19 protein-coding genes, 1 tRNA gene and 1 other RNA gene are annotated in these 22889 nt (G+C 31.9%); 19 read left to right on the top strand and 2 right to left on the bottom strand.

The genetic code is table 11. The features are described 5' to 3' along the window. Nucleotide 1: 1 nt before the first annotated feature. Nucleotides 2–3157: an AsmA-like C-terminal domain-containing protein gene (locus MOV42_RS07275; RefSeq protein WP_324170533.1), complete on the bottom strand. Its 3156-nt coding sequence runs from the start codon at nt 3155–3157 to the stop codon at nt 2–4. On the opposite strand from MOV42_RS07275, the gene mltG reads away from it, so the two are divergent. The 12 genes from mltG (at nt 3087) to MOV42_RS07215 (ending at nt 17781) form a co-directional block, all read left to right on the top strand. After that, entirely contained in the window at nt 3087–4049 is a 963-nt protein-coding gene (mltG, locus tag MOV42_RS07270) for an endolytic transglycosylase MltG (RefSeq protein ID WP_324170532.1), read from the top strand. The genes MOV42_RS07275 and mltG overlap by 71 nt on opposite strands. A gap of 87 nt (nt 4050–4136) precedes the next feature. Continuing rightward, nucleotides 4137–6338: an NADP-dependent isocitrate dehydrogenase gene (locus MOV42_RS07265; protein ID WP_324170531.1), complete on the top strand. Its 2202-nt coding sequence runs from the start codon at nt 4137–4139 to the stop codon at nt 6336–6338. A gap of 34 nt (nt 6339–6372) precedes the next feature. Continuing rightward, nucleotides 6373–7320 (top strand): malate dehydrogenase, encoded by a 948-nt coding sequence (locus tag MOV42_RS07260; protein ID WP_324170530.1) that lies wholly within the window; start codon nt 6373–6375, stop codon nt 7318–7320. A gap of 181 nt (nt 7321–7501) precedes the next feature. After that, on the top strand, nt 7502–9160 hold the full coding sequence (locus tag MOV42_RS07255; RefSeq protein ID WP_324170529.1) for an electron-transfer flavoprotein:ubiquinone oxidoreductase: 1659 nt from the start codon (nt 7502–7504) through the stop codon (nt 9158–9160). A gap of 17 nt (nt 9161–9177) precedes the next feature. Further along, nucleotides 9178–11115 (top strand): FAD-binding protein, encoded by a 1938-nt coding sequence (locus MOV42_RS07250; protein ID WP_324170528.1) that lies wholly within the window; start codon nt 9178–9180, stop codon nt 11113–11115. 168 nt (nt 11116–11283) lie between these two features. Next, on the top strand, nt 11284–12675 hold the full coding sequence (gene fumC / locus MOV42_RS07245) for a class II fumarate hydratase (RefSeq protein WP_324170527.1): 1392 nt from the start codon (nt 11284–11286) through the stop codon (nt 12673–12675). A 24-nt stretch (nt 12676–12699) separates the two neighbouring features. Next, entirely contained in the window at nt 12700–13872 is a 1173-nt protein-coding gene (gene sucC / locus MOV42_RS07240; protein WP_324170526.1) for an ADP-forming succinate--CoA ligase subunit beta, read from the top strand. Next, nucleotides 13872–14750: a succinate--CoA ligase subunit alpha gene (gene sucD / locus MOV42_RS07235; RefSeq protein WP_324170525.1), complete on the top strand. Its 879-nt coding sequence runs from the start codon at nt 13872–13874 to the stop codon at nt 14748–14750. Before sucC ends, sucD begins: the two co-directional genes overlap by 1 nt. Before the next feature lie 130 nt (nt 14751–14880). After that, complete coding sequence (locus MOV42_RS07230; protein WP_324170524.1) at nt 14881–15228, top strand: 4Fe-4S dicluster domain-containing protein; 348 nt, start codon at nt 14881–14883, stop codon at nt 15226–15228. Continuing rightward, nucleotides 15228–16358, top strand: coding sequence for a 2-oxoglutarate synthase subunit alpha (locus MOV42_RS07225; protein ID WP_324170523.1), 1131 nt, complete (start codon nt 15228–15230; stop codon nt 16356–16358). The genes MOV42_RS07230 and MOV42_RS07225 overlap by 1 nt, the downstream gene beginning before the upstream one ends. 1 nt (nt 16359) lies before the next feature. Then, nucleotides 16360–17217 carry a 2-oxoglutarate ferredoxin oxidoreductase subunit beta gene (locus MOV42_RS07220; protein ID WP_324170522.1) on the top strand — a complete coding sequence of 286 codons (858 nt, stop codon included), beginning with the start codon at nt 16360–16362 and terminating at the stop codon, nt 17215–17217. Between the two features lie 9 nt (nt 17218–17226). Next, nucleotides 17227–17781: a 2-oxoacid:acceptor oxidoreductase family protein gene (locus tag MOV42_RS07215; protein ID WP_324170521.1), complete on the top strand. Its 555-nt coding sequence runs from the start codon at nt 17227–17229 to the stop codon at nt 17779–17781. Between the two features lie 70 nt (nt 17782–17851). On the opposite strand, the gene MOV42_RS07210 is transcribed toward MOV42_RS07215, so the two are convergent. Further along, on the bottom strand, nt 17852–18469 hold the full coding sequence (locus tag MOV42_RS07210; RefSeq protein WP_324170520.1) for a TetR/AcrR family transcriptional regulator: 618 nt from the start codon (nt 18467–18469) through the stop codon (nt 17852–17854). Between the two features lie 173 nt (nt 18470–18642). Here MOV42_RS07210 and rnpB point away from each other — a divergent pair. From rnpB to MOV42_RS07175, 7 genes are all read left to right on the top strand, one after another. After that, an RNA gene (rnpB, locus tag MOV42_RS07205) (RNase P RNA component class A) lies at nt 18643–19015 on the top strand. A gap of 201 nt (nt 19016–19216) precedes the next feature. Beyond that, nucleotides 19217–19651 (top strand): hypothetical protein, encoded by a 435-nt coding sequence (locus MOV42_RS07200; protein ID WP_324170519.1) that lies wholly within the window; start codon nt 19217–19219, stop codon nt 19649–19651. Between the two features lie 175 nt (nt 19652–19826). After that, nucleotides 19827–20597: a glucosaminidase domain-containing protein gene (locus MOV42_RS07195; protein WP_324170518.1), complete on the top strand. Its 771-nt coding sequence runs from the start codon at nt 19827–19829 to the stop codon at nt 20595–20597. A 2-nt stretch (nt 20598–20599) separates the two neighbouring features. After that, entirely contained in the window at nt 20600–20806 is a 207-nt protein-coding gene (locus MOV42_RS07190; protein ID WP_324170517.1) for a hypothetical protein, read from the top strand. 181 nt (nt 20807–20987) lie between these two features. Further along, nucleotides 20988–21533, top strand: coding sequence for a response regulator (locus tag MOV42_RS07185; RefSeq protein ID WP_324170516.1), 546 nt, complete (start codon nt 20988–20990; stop codon nt 21531–21533). A gap of 82 nt (nt 21534–21615) precedes the next feature. After that, a tRNA-Glu gene (locus MOV42_RS07180) sits at nt 21616–21690 on the top strand. Nucleotides 21691–21984: 294 nt separating this feature from the next. Next, nucleotides 21985–22815 carry a hemerythrin domain-containing protein gene (locus MOV42_RS07175; protein WP_324170515.1) on the top strand — a complete coding sequence of 277 codons (831 nt, stop codon included), beginning with the start codon at nt 21985–21987 and terminating at the stop codon, nt 22813–22815. Nucleotides 22816–22889 lie beyond the last annotated feature (74 nt).

Here is a 22889-nt window from a genome sequence, read left to right as displayed (position 1 = left end):
GCTAGTTGTTTTTATTATCATCTTTGCTCTCAAATAGATGAAATGGAAGCATAAGTGTTCTCCATAAAATATTAAATGGGGCAATAATAATATCTTGGACGATTAAACTTTTTATATCAGGGTCACTTAGTTTCCCACTAATATTCATCGAGGTAGATATCGTATCTTTATCCAAAAGTATAAAACCAACAATCGGAATTTTTGCAAGATTACTACCTAGGTCTGTTTTTAAATTTAAATTTAAATCTATGGTGTCATTTTTAATATTTGCACTACCTTTACCAACGATATTCATCTCCTTAGAATTAAGAGAAATATTTTTTATATCTATATCACCGTTTTTAGAATAAAAATGCATATAAGCACTTTTTACTTCTAAGCCTTTTTTGCTATATCCAGGAAGTGAAAAAGTCACAAGAGATGGAATTGTATTTATAAAAGCAAGTATATTATTTAAAATTTTATAATCAATTACTGTGGTTTTTTTTATGTGCAGAAGACCATCGTATTCTTGTGTTGAGCCAGCCATAGAAAACGAGAGTGTTCCATCTTTGAATTTTGACAGAGCAAACAAGTTTTCCATAAATTTATCATTAAAGTTTTCTCCAAAAAAATAAAACTTTTTATTCTTAAGTTCAAAGCCGGCATTTGCATCTTTATATTTTAACTGAGCATTTACAACATTATTAAAATATTGTAACTCTATATCATCAGAAATAGCATGCCTATCTTTTGAAATATAAATATAAGAGTTTTGCGCATTAAAGATAATATTCTTACCTTTTTTAGAACCTGATTCTCTGTCATTAAAATATCTTAAAACTTCATTTATATTAATTCCAATATTCTTAGCTTTGACTTGAATATCTTTACTTACAACTATATCTATTGTTTTATTAATATTAAGAATAATATTTTTTGTCTTGTCATCAATTTCACCTTTTATTATATAGTTTTGTATAGGATTATTATTTAAAACAAGAAGTTTATAGGGATAGTTTGTTATAGCTGAAAATTGTATATTTTTTTGATTGCTTCTTTTACTAAGAGAAAAGTTTCCATTACTTATATTGTAATCCTTTAAAAGTTTTGATTTAATTGCAAAATTATCAATAGAATTGAATTTCAACTTCCATCTATTTTCTTTAAGAATAAAATACATATCAAGTTTTTTTGAAGTAATTTTAGTTTTCTTTTTATTAGATGTAAAATCTAATCTTATAGCCTCTTTAGAAGAAAAAATTTCTCCTAAATCTTTATTTTTAAATTTTAAATTTTTTAAATTAATAACACCATTTTCATCTTTAAAAGAAAACTTAGCATCAAAGCGAGTGCTTGCAAATTCATCTATTTGCAATGAAGCATCTATAATTTTAAATTTTTTATCATTTATTTCTATTTTGGTATCTCGAAGTAGGTAGTTAAGACTATTAGCATCGAACCTAATGGTTTCTTTAATTTCAATATTAACCTTTTTGTCATATTGTATTTTTAGTGAAGCACTTGATTGATCCATCTTTATATCAGATAGGATAAAACTTAATAAATCAATATTTAGATTAATTTTAATTGGATTAAGCGAAAAGGTACCAGAAGTGTACGCAGTTGCTAAACTTCCCACCTTTATGTATGTTGTTGGTATATGAGCAACAAGAGTATCTATATTAAAAAGAAGAGTGGTTTTATCTAACTCTATTGTTTTACCTTTGTACAACCATTTTGATTTTTTTACATTTATTGTGTCTTGTTTTTTTGATATTTTATAGAGTATCTTTAGCGGTGTCTTTGTTTTTTTCAGTTTTAAATCTATATCTTTAAAATTCACATCTAAAACATCGAAGTCTATATATCCTTCTTTTTTACTAGCATTAAAATTAACATCGACATTTGCTGTTGCTATATCTTTGTATTTAGAGTACATTTTTCTAATTTTAATATCATAGTTATCTAAAAAAATATGTGCATTAAATATATCTATGTCTAGTCCCAAATAATGAAAATTTGCTTTTTTTGTATAGAAACTTCCTTTTGCTGTAACATCAATATTTCTTAATCCTACTTCAATTTTTAAGTCCGTATCGACACTACCTTTATTTTGTAAAAAGGGCAGGTTGATTTTATAAGTATTTAAAAGGTGCAAGAGGTCCTTGTTTACTTTCGCGTTAAAAAGTAGGTGAATAGTTAAAAGTTCTTCTTTCTTTGAAAAATCTATTTTAAGCCAACTCTTGTTTAGGTGAAAGTTGTATTGATATGTCTTTTTTGGTCTTATAAAAAGGATAGAGTTTTTAAATTCTAATTCTGTTTTTTTTGATAAAACAGGCTCAAGAGAAGTGTTGTAAGTATACTCTAGGTCATGAATATCAGCCCTTACTTGTAGGTTATTTAGAGCACCTTCTATATTGTTGTAGTTTATCCAACCATGGGCATATTGAATTTCTACTCTTGACATCTTTATTGCATCGCGCACCCAGTACTGTACCTCATTTGGAATACTTAACATATTTACTACATGTGTGATATTTTTAATACCTTTTTCGGAAGTTACTTTATAAAAAAGTTGTTTTTTGTTGGCTAAGGCATAGACTTTAAGTTTTATATCTTCATTAATGTTTACATTTAAATATGAAATCAACTCACTGTTGTCATGCCCCTTAAAGATTATATTTCCATTTATATTTATATTTCTTTGAAGGTCTTTAAATTCATTTATTTTTGCGTTGAAGAAACCAGATTCAAAAAAAAGTGAACTTTTTAAAGAAAAATACTTGGATGATGCATACAAAAAGCCATCTTGTCCATCTAGGTATTTAAATGAAGCTTCTATTTCGTTAAAGTGTATTTTATTTATCTCTATTTTTTCAAACCAATTGTCAAAAAGAAAAAGCGCCTTAAATAATTTATCTGCTTCAGCAATATCTATTTTATTTTTATTTGAATCTTTAATTATTTTAATATTTTGAATGCTAATACTTAGTTTTTCATTCCATTTTATGTATAATTTGTTAATATGAATATTTGGTAGTGAAATTTTTTGAATGTAAAGACCATTTTGTAGTAGTATAAATAAAATAGAAAGTGTGAGAAAAATGAATAATAAAGCGCTAACAATAATAAAGTGGATTTTTGAAATTGTATTAATAATTACTTTATCGTTCATGTACTACCTAAATCAGCCTGTTCAAACCCAAAAAGTTGTTTATATTTCTCAAGGGTCTATTAATCAGATTATAACACAACTTAAGAGCAGAAATTACAATGTTTCAAAATTAGATTCTTTGCTTTTAAGAATCATTGGTTCTCCACAGAGTGGATGGATTGAGATAGGAGAAAATTCAATTTTAAGAGGTGACTTTTTATATAAGATATCTCATGCAAAAGCAGCTCTTCAAAACATAACACTAATCCCCGGAGAAACAACTTATATTTTTCTAAAGCAAATCTCACATAAATTAAATTTAGATTTTCAAACATTACAAAAAGAATATTCAAAGCAATGTTCACAAAAAGAGGGTGCCTTAGTTCCAAACACATATAAATTACCAATAGGTATTTCAGAGAAGGAATTAATAAAAATATTTTTATATAACTCACATAAGCAGATGAAAGAGCTATCTATAAAATTGTTTGGTACATATAATGAAAAAAAATGGTTTCATTTTGTATCAATAGCATCTATCATACAAAAAGAATCTGCAAATATAAAAGAGATGCCCCTTGTTAGTTCTGTGATTTATAACAGAATTAAAAAAGGTATGAGATTACAAATGGATGGAACTCTAAATTATGGTAAATATTCTCATATAAAAATAACTTCAAAAAGAATTAGAGAAGACAATAGTATTTATAATACATACAAAAATAGGGGTATTCCAAAGGTTCCTGTATGTAATGTTAGCTTCGATGCAATTAGAGCTGCTGTATTTCCAGCCAAAACAAACTATCTTTATTTTATGAAATCAAAGAGTGGAGGACATGATTTCTCATGTAACTATTCTACCCATTTACGCAATATAAAGCATGTTACAAAACGAAACACTATAAAAAAATAATGAAATCTTTTTAATCTCCTTAATCAAATATTATTTATCTTAGTGGTATTATTCTGTTATAAAAAATATTAAACCTAAGGATAGAAAATGTCAAAAATTATTTGGACGAAAATTGATGAAGCTCCAGCTTTAGCAACTTATTCATTATTGCCGATTGTAAATGCTTTTACTCAAGCAGCAGGAGTTGAAGTAGAAACTAAAAATATTTCATTAGCAGGTAGAGTTTTATCTAAGTTCCCTCAAAACTTAACAGATGCTCAAAAAATTGAAGATGAACTATCTAAGTTAGGAGAAATAGTACTTCAACCTGATGGAAACATTATCAAGCTTCCAAATATCTCTGCATCTATTCCTCAACTTATAGCATGTATTACAGAACTTCAGGGACAAGGTTATGATATTCCAAATTATCCTGAATCTCCTCAAACAGGTGAAGAAAAAAGTATTCAAGCTACTTACTCTACTTGTTTAGGTTCAGCAGTAAACCCAGTTCTTCGTGAAGGAAACTCAGATAGAAGAGCTGCTGTTGCAGTTAAAAACTTCGCAAAGAAAAATCCTCATAGATTAAAAGCATTTTCAAAAAACTCTAAAGCTTCTGTGGCTCACATGGAAAGTGGAGATTTTTATGGTAATGAGCAATCAATTGTAAAATCTGGTGCTGGAAGTGTAAGAATCGAATTGAATGGTAACTTATTAAAAGAATTAACTGATATTCAAGATAAAGAAATCTTAGATGCTACATTTATGAGCGTTTCTGCTTTAAGAGATTTTTTACAAAAAACAATTACCGAAGCAAAAGAGGAAGGTGTCCTTTGGTCACTACACCTAAAAGCTACAATGATGAAAGTTTCTGATCCTATCATGTTTGGTCATGCAGTTGAAGTATTCTTCAAAGATGTATTTGCTAAATTTGGTGCTGATTTAGATAGTGTTGGATACAACTCTAACCTAGGTCTTGGTGATTTATATAAAAAACTAGATAGTTTACCTGCTGATAAAAAAGCTCAAATTGAGCAAGCAATAATGGATGTTTATCCTACTCAACCATCTATTGCTATGGTTGATTCTTCTAAGGGTATTACAAACTTACATGCTTCTAACGATGTGATTATAGATGCTTCTCTTCCTGTTGTTGTAAGGGATGGCGGTCAAATGTGGAATAGTGATGATAAGCTTGCTGAGTGTGTTGCAGTAGTTCCAGATAGATGCTACGCAACTATGTACAAAGTATGTATTGAAGATTGTGTTGCAAACGGTCAGTATGATGTTACAACAATGGGTTCAGTTTCAAATGTTGGACTTATGGCACAAAAAGCTGAAGAGTACGGTTCTCACCCTACAACTTTTGAAATCTCAGAAGCTGGAACTGTTAAGGTTTTAGATAGAGATGGCTCAGAACTTATGAGTTTTGATGTTGAAAAAGGTGATATTTGGAGAATGTCTAGATCTAAAGATATTCCTATTAGAGATTGGGTAAGACTTGCTGTTGAAAGAGCTAGGATTGAAGGTGTTCCTGCTGTATTTTGGTTAGATGAAAATAGAGCCCATGATGCTAATATGATTAAAAAAGTAAATGAGTATTTAAAAGATCATGATACTTCTGGATTAGATCTTCCAATAATGACACCTGCAAAAGCTATGACTTACTCACTAGCTAGAATTAGAAAAAGTGAGAACACTATTTCTGTTTCTGGAAATGTACTTCGTGATTATTTAACTGACCTTTTCCCAATTTTAGAGCTTGGAACATCAGCAAAAATGCTTTCTGTAGTTCCTCTTATCAATGGTGGTGGGCTTTTTGAAACGGGTGCAGGTGGATCAGCACCTAAACATGTTGAACAGTTTTTAAAAGAAGGACATCTTAGATGGGATTCTTTAGGTGAGTTTTTAGCTTTAGCTGAATCTTTACGCTTTATATCACAAAAAAATGATTCTAAAGATCTTAGTGTAGTTACTGCCGCTCTTGACGAGGCAAACAATAGTTACTTAGATAATAATAACGCACCATCTAGAAAATGTGGTGAAAATGATAATAAAGCTTCTCACTTTTTTATTGCTCAATATTGGGCAGATGCTTTAGCAAATCAAACAGACGATTCCGCACTTGCTACAAAGTTTGCTCCTATTGCCAAAGCACTAAAAGAAAATGAAACTAAAATTCTTGCTGAATTACAATCAGTTGAAGGTAAAGCTCAAGATATTGGTGGATATTTTAATCCAGATGTCGCCAAAGCTGAAGCTTCAATGCGTCCATCAGCTATATTAAATTCTATTATAGATTCAATATAGCTTTAAGGGTATACTAAAATTAAAAGGAGGTACCATGAGAGGAAAAAGAGTAGGAATAGTCGGTGTCGGTAATGTTGGTTCATCAGTTGCTTATTCTTTAGCTATGAGTGGTTCTTGTCATGAAGTAATAATAAGAGCTATTGAAGTGGATAAAGCACGAGGTAAGGCTTTGGACCTATCTCAAGCTGCTCAAGCTGCTAGAAAACATACTGTTATTACAGTGGCTGAAACATTAGAAGATGTAAAAGATTGTGATGTAGTAGTTATTACAGCTGGAAGTCCTAGACTTCCAGGTATGAGTAGAGATGATTTATTAATTAAAAATGCTACTATCATGAGAGAAGTAATGAGTGTTATAAAAGTTTCTTCTCCAAATGCAGTTATTATCCCAGTTACCAATCCCTTAGATGCAATGGTATATGTAGCACTTAAAGAAACAGGTTGGGATAGAAGCAGGGTTCTTGGAATGGCAGGTATTTTAGATAGTGCTAGAATGGCTCACTTTGTTTATGAAAAACTTGGTTATGGAGCAGGGCAAATAAGATGTTCTGTGATGGGTGGTCATGGCGATGATATGGTTCCTCTTCCTAGATTTTCTACTGTAGCAGGTGTTCCTCTAACTGATCTTTTAACTTGGGATGAGATAAATGAGATTGTTGAAAAAACTAGAAAAGGCGGAGCAGAAATAGTTGGACTACTTAAAGATGGAAGCGCTTACTATGCTCCTGCTAAGTCAACAGCTCTTATGGTGGAAGCTGTTCTTACTGATATGAAACAGATATATCCATGTGCAGTAATGCTTGATGGAGAATATGGATATGAACAAGTTGTAACAGGGGTACCTGTTATGATTGGAGCTCGTGGCGTTGAAAAAGTCATTGAGGCGAACCTAAATGATGATCAGGACAGAAAATTTGCCAAATCTATTGGAAGTGTAAAAGAGCTTATTGACACTTTATACTCAAGTGGTTTTTACAGCTAAATATAGTTAAGTTGTCATTAATGACAACTTAATATAACAAAATAAAATAATCTATATCTTTCGTTTCAATAGGTAACAAAAAAATCCTATTTCTATTACTTTCCCTTTTTAAATATAAGTTTAATTTATATTTTGATATCTTAACATGTTTTTAAAATTTAAGCGAATTATGGAGTGCTAAATGGATAATATTTCAACAGATGTGCTTATTGTTGGTGGAGGACCCTCTGGTCTTGCAACAGCAATCGCTTTGGCGGACAAGCTAAAGCAACGAGGTAAAGACAAAAGAATAATGCTAATTGAAAAGGGAAGTTCAATTGGTTCTCATATACTCTCTGGGGCTGTCATTAGACCACAAGTATTTAGAGATTTATTAACAACTGGAGAGTTTGATGGAATTCCATTTGATTCAAAAGTTGGTTCTGATAATGTGATAAAAATAAATGAAGATGGAAGTGATACGACGCTACCTTTTCATCCACCATATATGTCAAATGATGGAAATTATATTGCTTCACTTGGAAAAGTTTGTAAATACTTAGCTACACTAGCAGAAGACAGAGGTGTAGAAATCTACACTGGTTTTGCTGTAGATTCTGTAGTTTTTAATGATGAAAATAAAGTAATTGGTGTAAAAACTAAAGATACTGGTGTTGATCATCATGGTGTTAAACAAAAGAACTTTCAAGAGGGTACTACGATAGAAGCTTCTATAACAGTATTTGCTGAAGGAACTAGAGGTTCTGCAGTAAAAACAGTTATCCAAAGATTAAGTCTAGATGCTGGTAAAAATCCTCAAATATATTCTCTTGGTGTAAAAGAAATCTGGAAAGTTCCTGAGGGAAATATAGAAGCTGGTGCAGTTAAGCATACTTTTGGATATCCATTAAGAGATAAAGAAGAGTTTGGCGGCGGTTTCATTTATGGTCTTAGTGAAAATAGAGTTGCAATTGGATTAGTAGTTGGATTAGATTATCAAGATCCAAGCTTTGATATTCATTCTGCCATGCAAGTATGGAAAACTCATCCAACTGTTTCTAAAATCCTTGCAGGTGGTTCAGTTGTTGAAGCTGGTGCCAAAACATTACCTGAAGGTGGATGGAACTCGGTACCAAAATATTATGCTGATAATATGATGATTGTTGGAGATAGTGCAGGCTTCCTATCTACTGCAAGACTTAAGGGGATTCACTTGGCTGTAAGATCTGGTATCTGTGCAGCAACTACCGCAATAGAAGCATTAATAAATAAAGATACAAGTGAAGCTTCTTTATCGATGTATGAAAAACTTGTAAATAGTAGTTTTATATATAAGGAGCTATATCCAACTAGAAATATGAGAGCAGTAATGCAAGATGGCATGGTTATTGGTGGACTTAAAATTGGTCTTCAGCTTGTTACTGGTGGAGCTTGTCTTATGGTACCGCAAACAGAAGATGATTTTAAAACAACTAAAAAGCTTTCTGAATTCTCAAAACAACCATTTAAAGAAAGATTTGGTAGTAAATTAGAGTATGACAAAAAACTTACCTTTGATAAAGTTACAACTGTTTATTATTCAAAAGCTATGCATGATGAAGTTCAAGTTCCTCACTTAGTAGTAAATAATCCTGAGCAGTTTAAATCATCTAATATAGAAGAATATGGCTTACCATGTGCTTCAATGTGTCCCGCTGAAGTATATGAACTTCATATCGATAAAAAAAGTGGTGATAAATCACTTAGATTGCATGCTGAAAACTGTGTTCACTGTAAAACGTGTGATATTAAATCACCAAACAGTGGAATTACTTGGACTACACCTTATGGTGGCGATGGTCCAGACTATAATATGATGTAGAGTGGAGAAGATATAATATGGCTTTAACAATAATCAGTTTAATGAAACAGGTTCCATTACCATCTGAGATGAGAATGGGCGACGACGGTTTAATGGATAGAACGAAAGCGAAATCTATTATTAATATAGATTGTGGATATGCTCTAGAAGCTGGTATCCAAATGAAGAATGATAACCCAGATGCAAAATTAATTGTATGTTCAATGGGACCACCATCTTTTGTGGTTTCTTTGAAAAAAGCAATCTCAATGGGATACGATGAAGCGTATCTTTTAAGTGATAGAAAACTTGGAGGCTCGGATACTTATGCTACTGGTTTAGCAATTGCTACTATGCTAAAACATTTAGGTTTTGGTAAAGGTCTAAATGAAGATTTTATTATCGTTGCAGGAAGACAAACAAGCGATGGAGATACAGCACATGTACCATCCCAAGTTGCCGAAAACTTAGGAATTCCTCAAGCTACATTTATTGAAGTTGCTTCTTTAACAGATGGACATATCGTAGCAAAAAGAATTATTGAGGGTGGTTATCAGATGATGAAATTACCTCTTCCATGTACTCTTTCTTTTACTCCAACTGGGATTGACCCTAGACGCCCATCTTTAAGTGGTGCAGTAAAAGCTAGAAAGTCTGAAGTAAAAGTATTTAGTATTACTGACATTAACTTAAGTGACAAGATGATTGGACTAAGTGGTTCTCCTACTATTGTTGCAAAAGTTGCAAATATAGTAAGTGAGCGTGCACCGATTAAAATGTGTGAAGGTCACGGAGAAGTTGAATTAGTAGCTAGTTTGATTGAAAATATTAAATCTGGTAAAAATACAATAGAAGTTAAAGAGAAAAAAGCTAAAAAAGCAAAGAAAAAACCAGAAGGTTTTGAAGATGTTGACTTTAGAAATGGTGCTTCTGGCATCTTAACTTGGGCAGAAGTAGTTAACGGAAAAATCTCTAGACCTTCTTTAGAGCTTTTAACTCCAGCAAGAAACTTAGCTGCTGATTTGGATGCTGATACTAAAGTTGTTACTTTAATTATTGGTAATGGAACTGATGATTTAGCTAAAGAGCTTATAGCATCTGGTTCTGATGAAGTAATAGTTGTAAATGATGAAAGATTAGAAGAGTATAGAATTTTACCTTTTGCATCTATCTTTGCACAAGTTATTAAGAACATAAACCCAGAAATTGCACTTTTTGCAGCAACAACGGCAGGTCGTGAACTTGCTCCTAGAATTGGTGTTAAGGTTGATGGTGGGGTTACAGCCGACTGTACTGCACTTGAAATCGGTGAACATTATGACAGAAAGAAAAAAGTAAGATTTTATCCTATCTTAGAATCAAGAAGACCTACTTATGGTGAGTCTAAACTTGCTACGATTTTAGGTTTTGTTACTCCTCAAATTTCTACTGCAAGAGCTGGAACTTTTGAAGTACCAACATTAGATGAAAGCAGAGAAGGTACAGTTACATCATTCACTCCAGAACTTATAGAAGATGATTTTGTAACTGAAATCATTGAAACAGTAAGAGGTGAAGGTGGTTTACAAAACTTATTTGAAGCAGATGTTATTATTACTGGTGGTAGAGGTACTGTTGGTGATGAGATGCAGTTAGTTAAAGATTTAGCTGCTGCATTAAATAAGCAAGGTGTAAATGCAGAATGGGCAGTAAGTCGTCCAGTTGTTGATGAAGGTTTAGCTGAATATGCTAGACAAATTGGACAAACTGGTAAAACTGTTAGACCAAAAATCTATATTGCAGTTGGTATAAGTGGATCTGTTCAGCATATCGCAGGTATGAAAGAATCAGAAACAATTATAGCTATCAATCACAACTCAAAAGAAACAATTTTTGCTAATGCAGATTTTGGAATTGTAGGCGATTATGAAGATGTTTTACCAGAGCTTATAGCAAAGGTAAATGACGGATTTACATTCGGCCTTGAAGTTAAATAAAAGAATAAAATTTTATTGAGTAAAAACTACACATTTTTGTTTATCTTTAAAAATAGATAAAAAAAATGAGTAGAATTATAAAAAGAGTGATAGAATAATTCGAATACTATTTAGAAGTAAAATTTTAGAATTTATTTTATGATAATTTTATCAAAAAGGAGATTAACTGTGAGTACACGTATTGAAAAAGATACTATGGGTGAAATTGAGGTTCCAATAGATGCTTATTGGGCAGCACAAACTCAAAGAAGTATACAGAACTTTGCTATCGGTGAAGAAACTATGCCGTATGAAATTACAAGAGCATTTTCATTTCTTAAAAAAGCTGTTGCTATAGTAAATAAAGACTTAGGCAAGCTAGATGCTAAAAAAGCTGATGCTATTGCATCTGCGGCAGATGATATGTTAGCTGGTAAACTAGATGCAAATTATCCATTAGTTGTATGGCAGACAGGTTCTGGTACGCAATCAAACATGAATAATAATGAAGTTTTAGCAAATCGTGCAACTGAAATATTGGGTGGTGATTTTAGAACAGAAAAACTTGTACACCCTAATGATGATGTAAATAAATCTCAATCTTCAAATGATACTTATCCAACAGCTTTACATGTAGCAGCAATTATCGCAGTAGAAACACAAGTTTTACCTGCAATCGCTAAGTTAAAAGCAACTTTGGCAAGTAAATCAGCTGAATTTGAATCTGTTGTTAAAATTGGTCGTACACATCTTCAGGATGCTACTCCAATTACACTAGGTCAAGAGATATCTGGCTGGGTAGAGATGCTAAATAAATGTGAAAAAATGGCTACAGATTCTCTTGAAGCAGTTCGTGAACTAGCTTTAGGCGGAACAGCTGTTGGAACAGGACTTAATGCACACCCAGAACTTGGAAAAAGAGTTGCAGATAAATTAACTGAACTTACAGGACATGATTTTATCACTGCTCCAAATAAGTTTCATGCTTTAACTTCTCATGATGCATTAGTATATTCTCATGGAGCGCTAAAAGCTTTAGCTGCTGATATGATGAAAATTGCTAATGATGTAAGATGGTTAGCATCTGGTCCTCGTTGTGGAATTGGCGAAATAGAAATTCCAGCAAATGAGCCAGGAAGTTCAATCATGCCAGGTAAAGTTAATCCAACTCAAGCTGAAGCTGTAACTATGGTTACATGTCAAGTTTTTGGTAATGATGTAGCAATTTCTATGGGTGCTTCTCAAGGTAACTTTGAACTTAATGTTTACAAGCCTGTAATCGCATTAAACTATTTACAAAGTTGTCGTTTATTAGCTGACAGTATTGTTAGTTTTAATGACCATTGTGCTGTTGGTTTAGAGCCTGTTGCTGATAAGATTGATTTTTATCTTCACAACTCATTAATGCTAGTTACTGCTTTAAATCCTCATATCGGTTATGATAATGCGGCAAAAATTGCAAAAACAGCTCATGCTAATAGCTCTACTTTAAAAGAAACAGCAATAGACCTAGGTTTATTAACTGCTGAAGAATTTGACAAGTATGTTATACCAGAAAATATGATTGCACCAAGTGCTTAACCCATTTAAAAACAAGGAGAATAGATGAATATACATGAATATCAAGCAAAACAAGTTTTTGCTAAGTATGGCGTACCTGTACCTAAAGGTATAATGGTAGAGAGCGTTGATGCTGCAGTAGAAGCTGCAAAAGAATTAGGTGGTCCTGTTTGGGTTGTTAAAGCTCAAATTCATGCAGGTGGTCGTGGTCTTGGCGGTGGTGTTAAGCTTGCTAAGTCTATTGATGAAGTAAGAGAACTTGCTGATGAAATCTTAGGTATGACTTTGGTTACTCACCAAACAACTGCTGAAGGTAAACTTGTTCAAAAGCTTTACATCGAAGATGGCGCAGATATTAAAGAAGAATTATATCTTTCCGTTGTTCTTGATAGAAAATTAGAAATGCCTTTAATTATGGCTTCTACTGAAGGTGGAATGAATATTGAGGATGTTGCTGAAAACACTCCTGAAAAAATCATTACAGTACCTGTTGATCCAGCAATAGGTTTTCAAGGTTTTCACGGTCGTGAACTAGCTTTTGGTTTAGGTATCACAGATAAAGGTGAACAAAAAAATATCATTACTTTTGCAAAAAAATTATTTAAGCTTTATATGGAAAACGATGCAGAGATGATTGAAATCAATCCTCTTGTAAAAACGGGCACAGGTGAATTTATTGCACTAGATGGAAAAATGGGCTTTGATAACTCTGCTCTTGGTCGTCAACCAGAAATTGAAGCAATGAGAGATTTAACTGAAGAAGATGCAGATGAATTAGAAGCTGCTAAATATGGTCTTTCTTATGTTGCACTAGATGGTGAAATTGGTTGTATGGTAAATGGTGCTGGTCTTGCGATGGGTACTATGGATACTATTAACTATATGGGTGGAACTCCAGCTAACTTTTTAGATGTTGGTGGAAAAGCTAATGCTGAAACAGTTGCAAAAGGTTTTGAGATAATTCTTAAAAACCAAAATGTAAAAGCTATTTTTGTTAATATTTTTGGTGGTATTGTTCGTTGTGACCGTATTGCAAATGGTATTATTGAAGCTACTAAAATAACAGATGTTAGAGTTCCTGTTATTGTTAGACTAGATGGAACAAATGCACCAGAAGCTGCAGAGATTCTTAAAAATGCTAACATTGCAAACTTAATTGTTGGTAATGATTTAGGTGATGGCGCAGCTAAAGCTATTGCAGCTGCAAAAGGAAACTAATGTCAATTTTAGTAAATAAAGATACAAAAGTAATCGTTCAAGGTTTTACAGGTAAAGAGGGTACTTTTCATGCTGAACAATGTTTAGACTATGGTACTAAAATTGTTGGTGGTGTTACACCAAACAAGGGTGGTCAAGAGCATTTAGACAAACCAGTTTTTAATACAGTTTCTGAAGCTGTTTCTACAACTGGTGCTACTGTTTCTATGATATTTGTTCCACCTGCATTTGTTGGTGACGCTGTAATGGAAGCTGCAGAAGCTGGAATTGAACTTGCGGTAATTATTACTGAAGGTGCACCAGTTAAAGATATGCAAGCGGCTAAAGCTCATGCAACTAAGCATGGCATGATGACTATTGGACCAAATTGTCCGGGTGTTATTACTGCTGAGGAGTGTAAAATTGGAATTATGCCTGGTATGGTTTTCAAAAAAGGTAGTGTTGGTCTGATTTCTAAATCAGGTACATTAACTTATGAAGGTGCAAATCAAGTTTGTAATGAAGGTTTTGGAATTACTACTGCTGTTGGTATTGGAGGGGATCCAATTATTGGTCTTTCATACAACCAACTTTTACCAATGTTTGAAGCAGATCCAGACACAAAAGCAATTGTTATGATTGGTGAGATTGGTGGAGATCTTGAGATTCAAGCTGCCAAGTTAATCAAAGAACAAATCACTAAACCTGTAGTTGCTTTTATTGCTGGTCAAACTGCACCAAAAGGTAAAACTATGGGTCACGCTGGAGCAATCGTTTCTGGTTCTGCTGGTACTGCAAAAGAAAAGATGGACGCACTTGAAGCTGCTGGTGTTAAAGTTGTTGTTTCTCCTGCTGATATTGGGAAAGCAATAGCAGAGGTTATGTCTAAAATAAGCTAGTATGATGAATAATAACATTTATATAAATAACTAGTCTGTTTTAGGATAAACTTATTAAAACTTAGCTACTCTTTGAATTACGAAGAGTGGTGTACAAATATAATTTGTATTAAATATTATAGGAGAATAAATGGGAACTTTTAAGACTGTAAATCCTGGTGATCAACCGGTATGGGTAAACACTAGCAATTGTAAAGCGTGTGATATTTGTGTTTCTGTATGCCCATCTGGCGTACTTGCAATGCGATATGAAATATCTTCAACACTAGGAGCAATGATTTCTATTGAGCATCCAGAAGCTTGTATTGGCTGTTCTGAGTGTGAATTATCATGTCCTGATTTCGCTATATATGTAGCAGATAGAAAAGATTTAAAAGAAGTTGGTTTAAGCTTTGCAAAACTTACTGATGAAGCAAAAACTCGTCAAGAAGCTATAAAAGCAAACAACTACTATTCAATAGAGCAGGGGGCAAGATAATGTCAAGAGAAGTTATAGGAAATGGAAACGAATTAGCTGCAGAAGCTGCTATTGACGCTGGTTGTATGTTTTTTGGTGGTTATCCATTGACACCATCAAGTGAAATTATGCATGTATGTTCTGATCTTTTACCAAAAAAAGGTGGTGTTTCAATCCAAATGGAAGATGAAATAGCTGGAATTTGTGCTGTTATTGGTGCTGGAATGAGTGGAGTAAGAACACTTACTGCGACATCTGGTCCTGGTATCTCACTTAAAGCTGAAAACCTAGGTCTTGCTCAAATGGCAGAAGTGCCTTTAGTTTGTATTAATGTTATGCGTGGTGGTCCATCTACTGGTCTTCCAACTCGTGTTTCTCAAGGAGATGTAGCTCAAGCAAAGAACCCATCTCATGGTGATTATAAATCAATTACTTTATGCGCAGGTAGTTTAGAAGAATGTTACACAGAAACTGTTAGAGCATTTAATCTTGCAGACAGATTTATGCAACCAGTATTTGTACTTTTAGATGAAACTATTGGTCACATGCATGGAAAAGCAGTTATCCCTACTTTAGAAGAGGTTGAAGCTGGAATTGTTCCACGAAAAAGATTTGATGGACCTGCTGAAGAGTACTTTCCATATGAGTGTGAACATGATGAGCCTGCTGTTCTTAACCCTATGTTTGAAGGTTATAGATATCACTTTACAGGTCTGCACCATGATAAAAATGGTTTTCCAACAGAAGAAATTGAAACTTGTAGAAAACTAATTCAAAGATTAGAAGATAAAGTAGAGCTTCATAAAGATGAAATTGAGTCTTATGAAGAGTTTGAAATGTCTGATGCTGAAATTATGATTATTGCATATGGTTCAGTTTCACTGGCTGCTAAAGAAGCAATTCGCCACTTAAGAAAAGATGGTATAAAAGCAGGTTTATTTAGACCAATTACTTTATGGCCTTCTCCAGCTAATAAGATGAGAGAGTATGCAAATAAAATTAAAAAAGTTTTAGTTGTAGAACTTAATATTGGTCAATATCGAGATGAAGTACAGCGTGCTACATCTAGATTAGACATAGATGGTTTATTTAAAGTTAATGGTAGACCAATATCTCCTTATGAGATTGTAAATAAAGTAAAGGAGTTATAAGATGGCATTTAATTATGAAAAATATTTAAGACTTCAAAAAATGCCAACACTATGGTGTTGGGGTTGTGGCGATGGTGTTATTCTAAAGTCATTCGTAAGAGCTGTTGAAAAATTAGGTTGGAAGCAAGATGATATTTGTCTAGTTTCAGGAATTGGATGTTCAGGAAGATTTTCTTCTTATGTTGATTTCAATACAGTTCATACAACTCACGGTAGAACAGTTGCTTATGCAACAGGTGTTAAGTTAGCTAACCCAACTAAAAAAGTTATTTGTGTTGCTGGTGATGGAGATGCTCTTGCTATTGGTGGTAATCATACAATTCATGGTTGTAGAAGAAATATAGATATTACTTTTATCATTATTAATAACTTTATTTATGGTTTAACAAACTCACAAACTTCCCCTACCACACCTAAGGGTATGTGGACTGTAACTCAAAAAGCTGGTAATATTGATCCAACTTTTGACACATGTAAGCTTGCTATAGCTTCTGGAGCTTCTTTTGTTGCTAGAGAAACTATGATAGAGCCTAAGAAACTTGAAAAAATGTTTATTAAAGCTATGGAGCATAAAGGCTTTTCAGTTGCGGAAGTACTTTCAAACTGTCATATCAACCTAGGTAGAAAAAATAAAATGGTTTCTGCTATGGAAAATCTTGATTGGATCAAAAGTATTTCTCTTGCTAAAAAGAAATTTGATGTATTAAGCACAGAAGAGCAGGTTAACTTATTACCACTTGGCATCTTACACGAAGACAAAGATGCTGATGAATATTGTGACATGTATGCAGAAATTCAAAAAGTACATCAGGGTGAAAGAAAGAAAATCACTCAAGATGACTTTGCGAAAAAGATATAAGGAGATACAATGTCTAGAACTTTAATGAGATTTACAGGTGTTGGCGGACAAGGTGTTCTTCTTGCTGGAGAAATTTTTGCTGCTGCAAAGATTAAAGCTGGTGGTAATGGATTGAAAACTGCTACATACACATCACAAGTTCGCGGTGGACCAACTGTTGTTGATATTCAACTTGATGATGAAGAAATTTATTATCCATATGCAAATGATGGTGAAATAGGTTTTATGCTTTCAGTTGCTCAAGTAAGTTATGATTCTTTTAAAGATGGTGTTAAACCAGGTGGAACAATCGTTGTTGACCCTAACCTTGTTAAGCCAACTGATGAAGATAGAAAAATATGGGATATTCATGAGATTCCTATTATTACAATTGCAAAAGAAGAGGTTGGAAATGTAATTACTCAGTCTGTAGTTGCTCTTGCGATTGCAAACACGATGATGAACGCTCTTGATAAAACTGTTTTAATTGATACAATGCTTTCTAAAGTACCAGCTAAAGTTCATGAAGTAAATAAAAAAGCTTATGAACTTGGCGAAAGTTATGCTAAAAAAGCTATGGCTTAAATAACTAACTCTTAAGGTAATCATTCATTTGATTACCTTTTTTTATGAGATATGCTAATATTAATTAGTATTATATTTTTATACTTTCCCAGAAAAACTCAACATGCTTTTCAAATATAGTAGATATGGCAGTGGTAGAATCATTGTCAAATTTCATTAAGGTTATTTGTAATCTTATGTAAAAGAGTGTTGATAAAAATTCATAAGAAATCATCATTGGGTCTTGAGATTTAATAATAGAGTTCTGCATCATTATAAAAAAAGCTTCAGATAACATCTTTATATTCTTTGCATGAAACTCACTCATAAACTGCTCTCTAAGCTCTTTGTTTTGAAAAAGCTCTATCATGAGTAGCCTAAACATTTTTTCGCTGCTCTTATCAAAAGAAAGCAGCTTGTACTGCATTGTAAAGTTTTGTACAAAACTTTTTCCTTTCAGTGCTTCTTCTTTAATATCAGAGTTTTGAGTAGAGAAGGGTGAACTAAAAATATCTTTTGCAACATCTAAGAATATATCTTCCTTACTCCTATAATGATTATAGATAGCACTCTCTCTTATTCCTACATTCCTAGCAATTTTCCTAATGCTAGTACCCTTGTATCCTAATTCTGAGAATAGGGTAGTGGATACTTTAAGTATCTTTTGTTTTGTGCCATTTCTTTTGTTTTGCGCTTTGTCTTCGGTCATAATAAGCCTTATTTTTAAAATGAACAAGTGTTAACTTTAAGTATATTATACATGAACAGATGTTAATATATGCTTATGACTAAAAGAACAGTTGTTCATTTGTTGTATCTCTAAAAAGAACAATAGTTCATGTAGTCAAAACTAATATAAAGGAACTTTTTAGTAGTATTTCATAGGTATAGTGGATAGATACTTGTTTTAGGCAAGAGGAAAGTCCGAGCTGCTATAAGACAGTGTTCCATTTAACGAATGGCCGTAGTAATACGAGGGAAAGTGCAACAGAAAATATACTTTTATCTATTTGGATAATAAAGGTGAAAAGGTGGTGTAAGAGACCACCAGTCTCTATGGCAACATGAAGAGCTTGAAAACCCAACATGGCAGCAAGAAGTAGATGGTCAGCGTCTTATAAATGCTACTGCTTCGCTAGAGATACTATGTAAATAGTATTGTAGATTAATGCTATCAAAACAAGGAGACCGCTTTTTGTTTTGCAAAAATGTTTCTTTAGAAAACAAAACTCGGCTTATAAGCTATACCCAATTTTTACAATAGCCTATTTTAGGTTTTTTATTTTTAATTGTAACCGTTTAGTCCCTAAATTAATATTTTTATACTCAATTACACTATTAATGCAATTGAGAACAACTTAATAAAATCAGCTCTAACAAAGAATATTTTATTTACAACTGCAAATCTACAAAAAGAGATTTTACTCTTCATATTGAAGAAAAATAAAGGGGAATCATGAAAATTGAATGGAAAATAGACTATACTAAAAAAAATGCTAAGTGTCTAAACTTAAAGGTGAGCATCATAAAGATTGAAGAAGATGATACTCTCCCAATAACTCAGAAGATAGGGGATGATTATATTTCTTTAGGATTTCAGAAAATAGATACCAATTCTAAATTCCTTTGCTTAATAACTTACATCAGTAATGAGCTGTGGAAGAACAATTTAAAAGATAATGATATTCTTCCTAATTATATGAGTCAACTAGACGATTTGTTTAATGAGAAATTTTTCAACAATCCTATGGCATCTAAAAATCAATTTAATAAAATTTGTGTTGTATGTGGATTATCTTTTACAGGCACAGGTAAATCTAAATTTTGTTCTAATAGATGCAAACAAAAAGATAAAAATTCTAAAAAAAAGAAGAGAAGAGATGAATTGTAACCGTTTTGCAACAGTAAACACCGCAACATAGGCATGGTGCAAGGCAAGTACGGCTTATAACCGTATCTGAAAATACTAATTAATATTAAATTAAATTCTTCACGAGAGCATTAGAACTATTTTTCAAGAGAATTTAGATTATGTTAACCATCTACATAAATCAAGGAAATTATATATGAATTTTAAAATACTTACTATTGTGTGCTTATTGACAACTATGTTAAATGCGAGTGACTTTAGTTTTAGAAAATATAGCCATGTAGAGCAATTTTATGCTTATAATGCAAATGATGCAATAGAAATATCAATAAAATACAACTTACCTCCAGCTGCAATCTTAGCAATGGCTGGATTAGAATCAGGTTATGGTAGTGGTTATGTAGCACAAATAACAGGAAATATATTAAGCTTAGGCGCGTTCAAAAAAGATAAAGAATTACCAAGTTTATACTTGCCCTACTCTAAATCTAAAAAAATGGTTATTTTTGATTCTAAAGAAATAAAAAAGTATTTAAAAGATGATTTAGCATGGAAGCAACGAGAAAAAAGTTTAAAAAGAGATTATAGACCTTCTAAGTATGCAGGAACAGTAAATAATTTAGAATTGCTAACTTATGATGAAGGTTTAAGAAAAAAAGCAACAATTGCATGTCTTAATGATTTCGCGACAAGATGGATAACAGACAATTCTAATATTAAAGTTTTTAAAGAAACTAGACTTTGGTTAGATAAACTTGTAAAAGAGAAAGGAGTTAGTATCTTATTTTCTAAAAAAACAAACCAAGATTTTATCTTAAGAATCGGTGGACATTCTCACTCTTTTAACTATAGGAAAACTTGGCCTAAAAAAGTAAAGTTAATAATGAAAAAGGTAGGACTGGTAGAATTGACAAGTGATATCTATTTTAAATCAATGGATTTTAATACTGCTTGGAAAAATAGATGAATATGAAAAAAACACAACTAATAGAAGATATACAAAATCTTCTAAATTCTTATGATGATGAAAATACAACTAATATAAATCCAGAATTATTAAAATTTATGGATGAAAGTACATTGATTAATGTTATAGATTCTTTACTAAAACAAAAAGAAGATTTAATCGAATCTAATACTATTTGGCTTGAAAAATTCAAGAAATATAGCGTTTAGTTGTTTGTTCTATTTTTAACAGCTTCAAATTAATAATTTTAAACAGTAACTTTAACGACTTCTAAAAGCCTATTTTTAGGTACATGTATCACATCGTTGTATCTTTTTATAGAATAGTCATTTCATTTGTTACCAAAATATCTATATAATGTCAGTATTAATTTACAAAAAAGGTATCAAAATGGCAAATATAGATTTAGTTCAACTAACGGAACATACTAAAAAACTAACAGCAATGATAGTAGAAGATGAAAAAGTAACAAACGAACTTTTAAGTTCTACATTTAAAAACTTTTTTTCTGATGTTTATTCATGTTTTAATGGCGAAGAAGCATTAGCTACTTATAATAAGGCAAAACCAGATGTTGTGTTTGTAGACATCATTATGTCAGGAATGGATGGTATCGAGCTTTCGCGTAAGATTCGTGAAATTAATCCAAATCAAATTATTATAGTTATTTCTGCTAGTAATGACATCGAAAAAATCTCAGAATCAATTGAAATAGGAGTTAATAGCTTTGTTCAAAAACCTATTGATACTAAAAAAATTATTGAACTTTTAACAAGCGTTATATCAATGATTACTAAAAAAAGAAAAATTGAAACAAAAACTTTCTCTATTTCTCTTCCTTTAGATTTATATGATTTAGTAAATGATAACGCAAAAGCAGAGAGTATCTCTAAGAATGCTGTTATTATTAGAGCTCTTAGAGGTTTTTACGAATAAATAAAGTAAATATTTTCATAGTCGTTATTATTTTATGATTTATTAAGATATAAATCAATATAATTTCGGCTCACACATATGTGGCCCCGTCGTCTAGCGGTTAGGATCCATGGTTTTCATCCATGTTACAGGAGTTCAATTCTCCTCGGGGTCACCACACTTAAGCGCCTATTCTATGCACCTCCCAAACAACGCCTATTCTAATAATAAAGTGCAACTTTTACATCTATGGAGTTTTGTGACGCCAATTCAACCTGCTTTAATTAAAGCTGTAGTGTAGTATCTTTATCTCTAGGTGACTGTTATATTTAATGCGACTTCGTTGAAATAGATTGTCGGTTAATCCTCTATTTTTAAAATTGGTGTTATTAATTAATGTTATTCTACAGCATACATATTTTTTAAGCAAAACTACTATATTATACTTTGTAATTTAATATGGAGGCCTAATATGAATGGTTGTGATACTATGGAATGGATGAATGTTTACTCTCTAGGTGATAGTAAAATTGATTCTGAGCATAAAAAATTGTTTGAGTTGGCTGTAGTGATTGAAGAGTGTAAAGATAATAAAAATCAACTTGAATTAGCTGTAAAAACACTGGTTAAATATACTAAGTTTCATTTTAGAAGTGAAGAGATTTATATGCGTGAATTAGAATACGAGAAGCTTGCAGAGCATATTAGTATTCATAAACAGATAGTTGAATCTTTAAATCAGATTGTACTTGATATGTCTAAAAATTCTCAGGATAGAACTTATGAATTAATATGCGACTTCGTTAAGAATGGGCTAGTGCAGCACATTATTATTGAAGATAAAAAATTACAACACTTCAAACGAAATAAACTTGGTCTTCGGGCTATGTTTACTTGGAAGAATGATTATAAATTGAATATAGAAATGATAGATGAAGAGCATCAAGGACTTTTTAAAATTGCTCTAAAAGCTTTAAAGTTTAAAAATGATTCAGATCTCAAAGTTCATATTAGACAAATTATTATAGATCTAAATAATTATATGAAAAAGCATTTTGACCATGAAGAAGATTTTATGAAATCTATAGAATATCCTGGACTTGAAGAGCACAAAATATTACATCAAAATATTATAAATCAAATAAATGGATTGATAGTTAATATTGCTTCAATGACTCTTCTTGAATTTGAGAAAGAGCTACTTACCTATATCGATATATGGTTAATAAATCATATAATTTTTGAAGATAAAAAGATAATGTGTTATTATGAGAACAGACAGATTAGTGCAAAGATGAGTTAATTAAAAAAAATGTGCATTTTAATCTATTTAATATGCCTTAACTAAGTAAAATTTTGTTAAAATTTTAAAAAATA

This window comes from Sulfurimonas sp. (genome assembly GCF_029027405.1).
GTDB lineage: Bacteria > Campylobacterota > Campylobacteria > Campylobacterales > Sulfurimonadaceae > Sulfurimonas.
The sequence above is the reverse complement of the archived record's forward strand: the minus strand, read 5'-3'. Positions and strand labels throughout refer to the sequence as shown.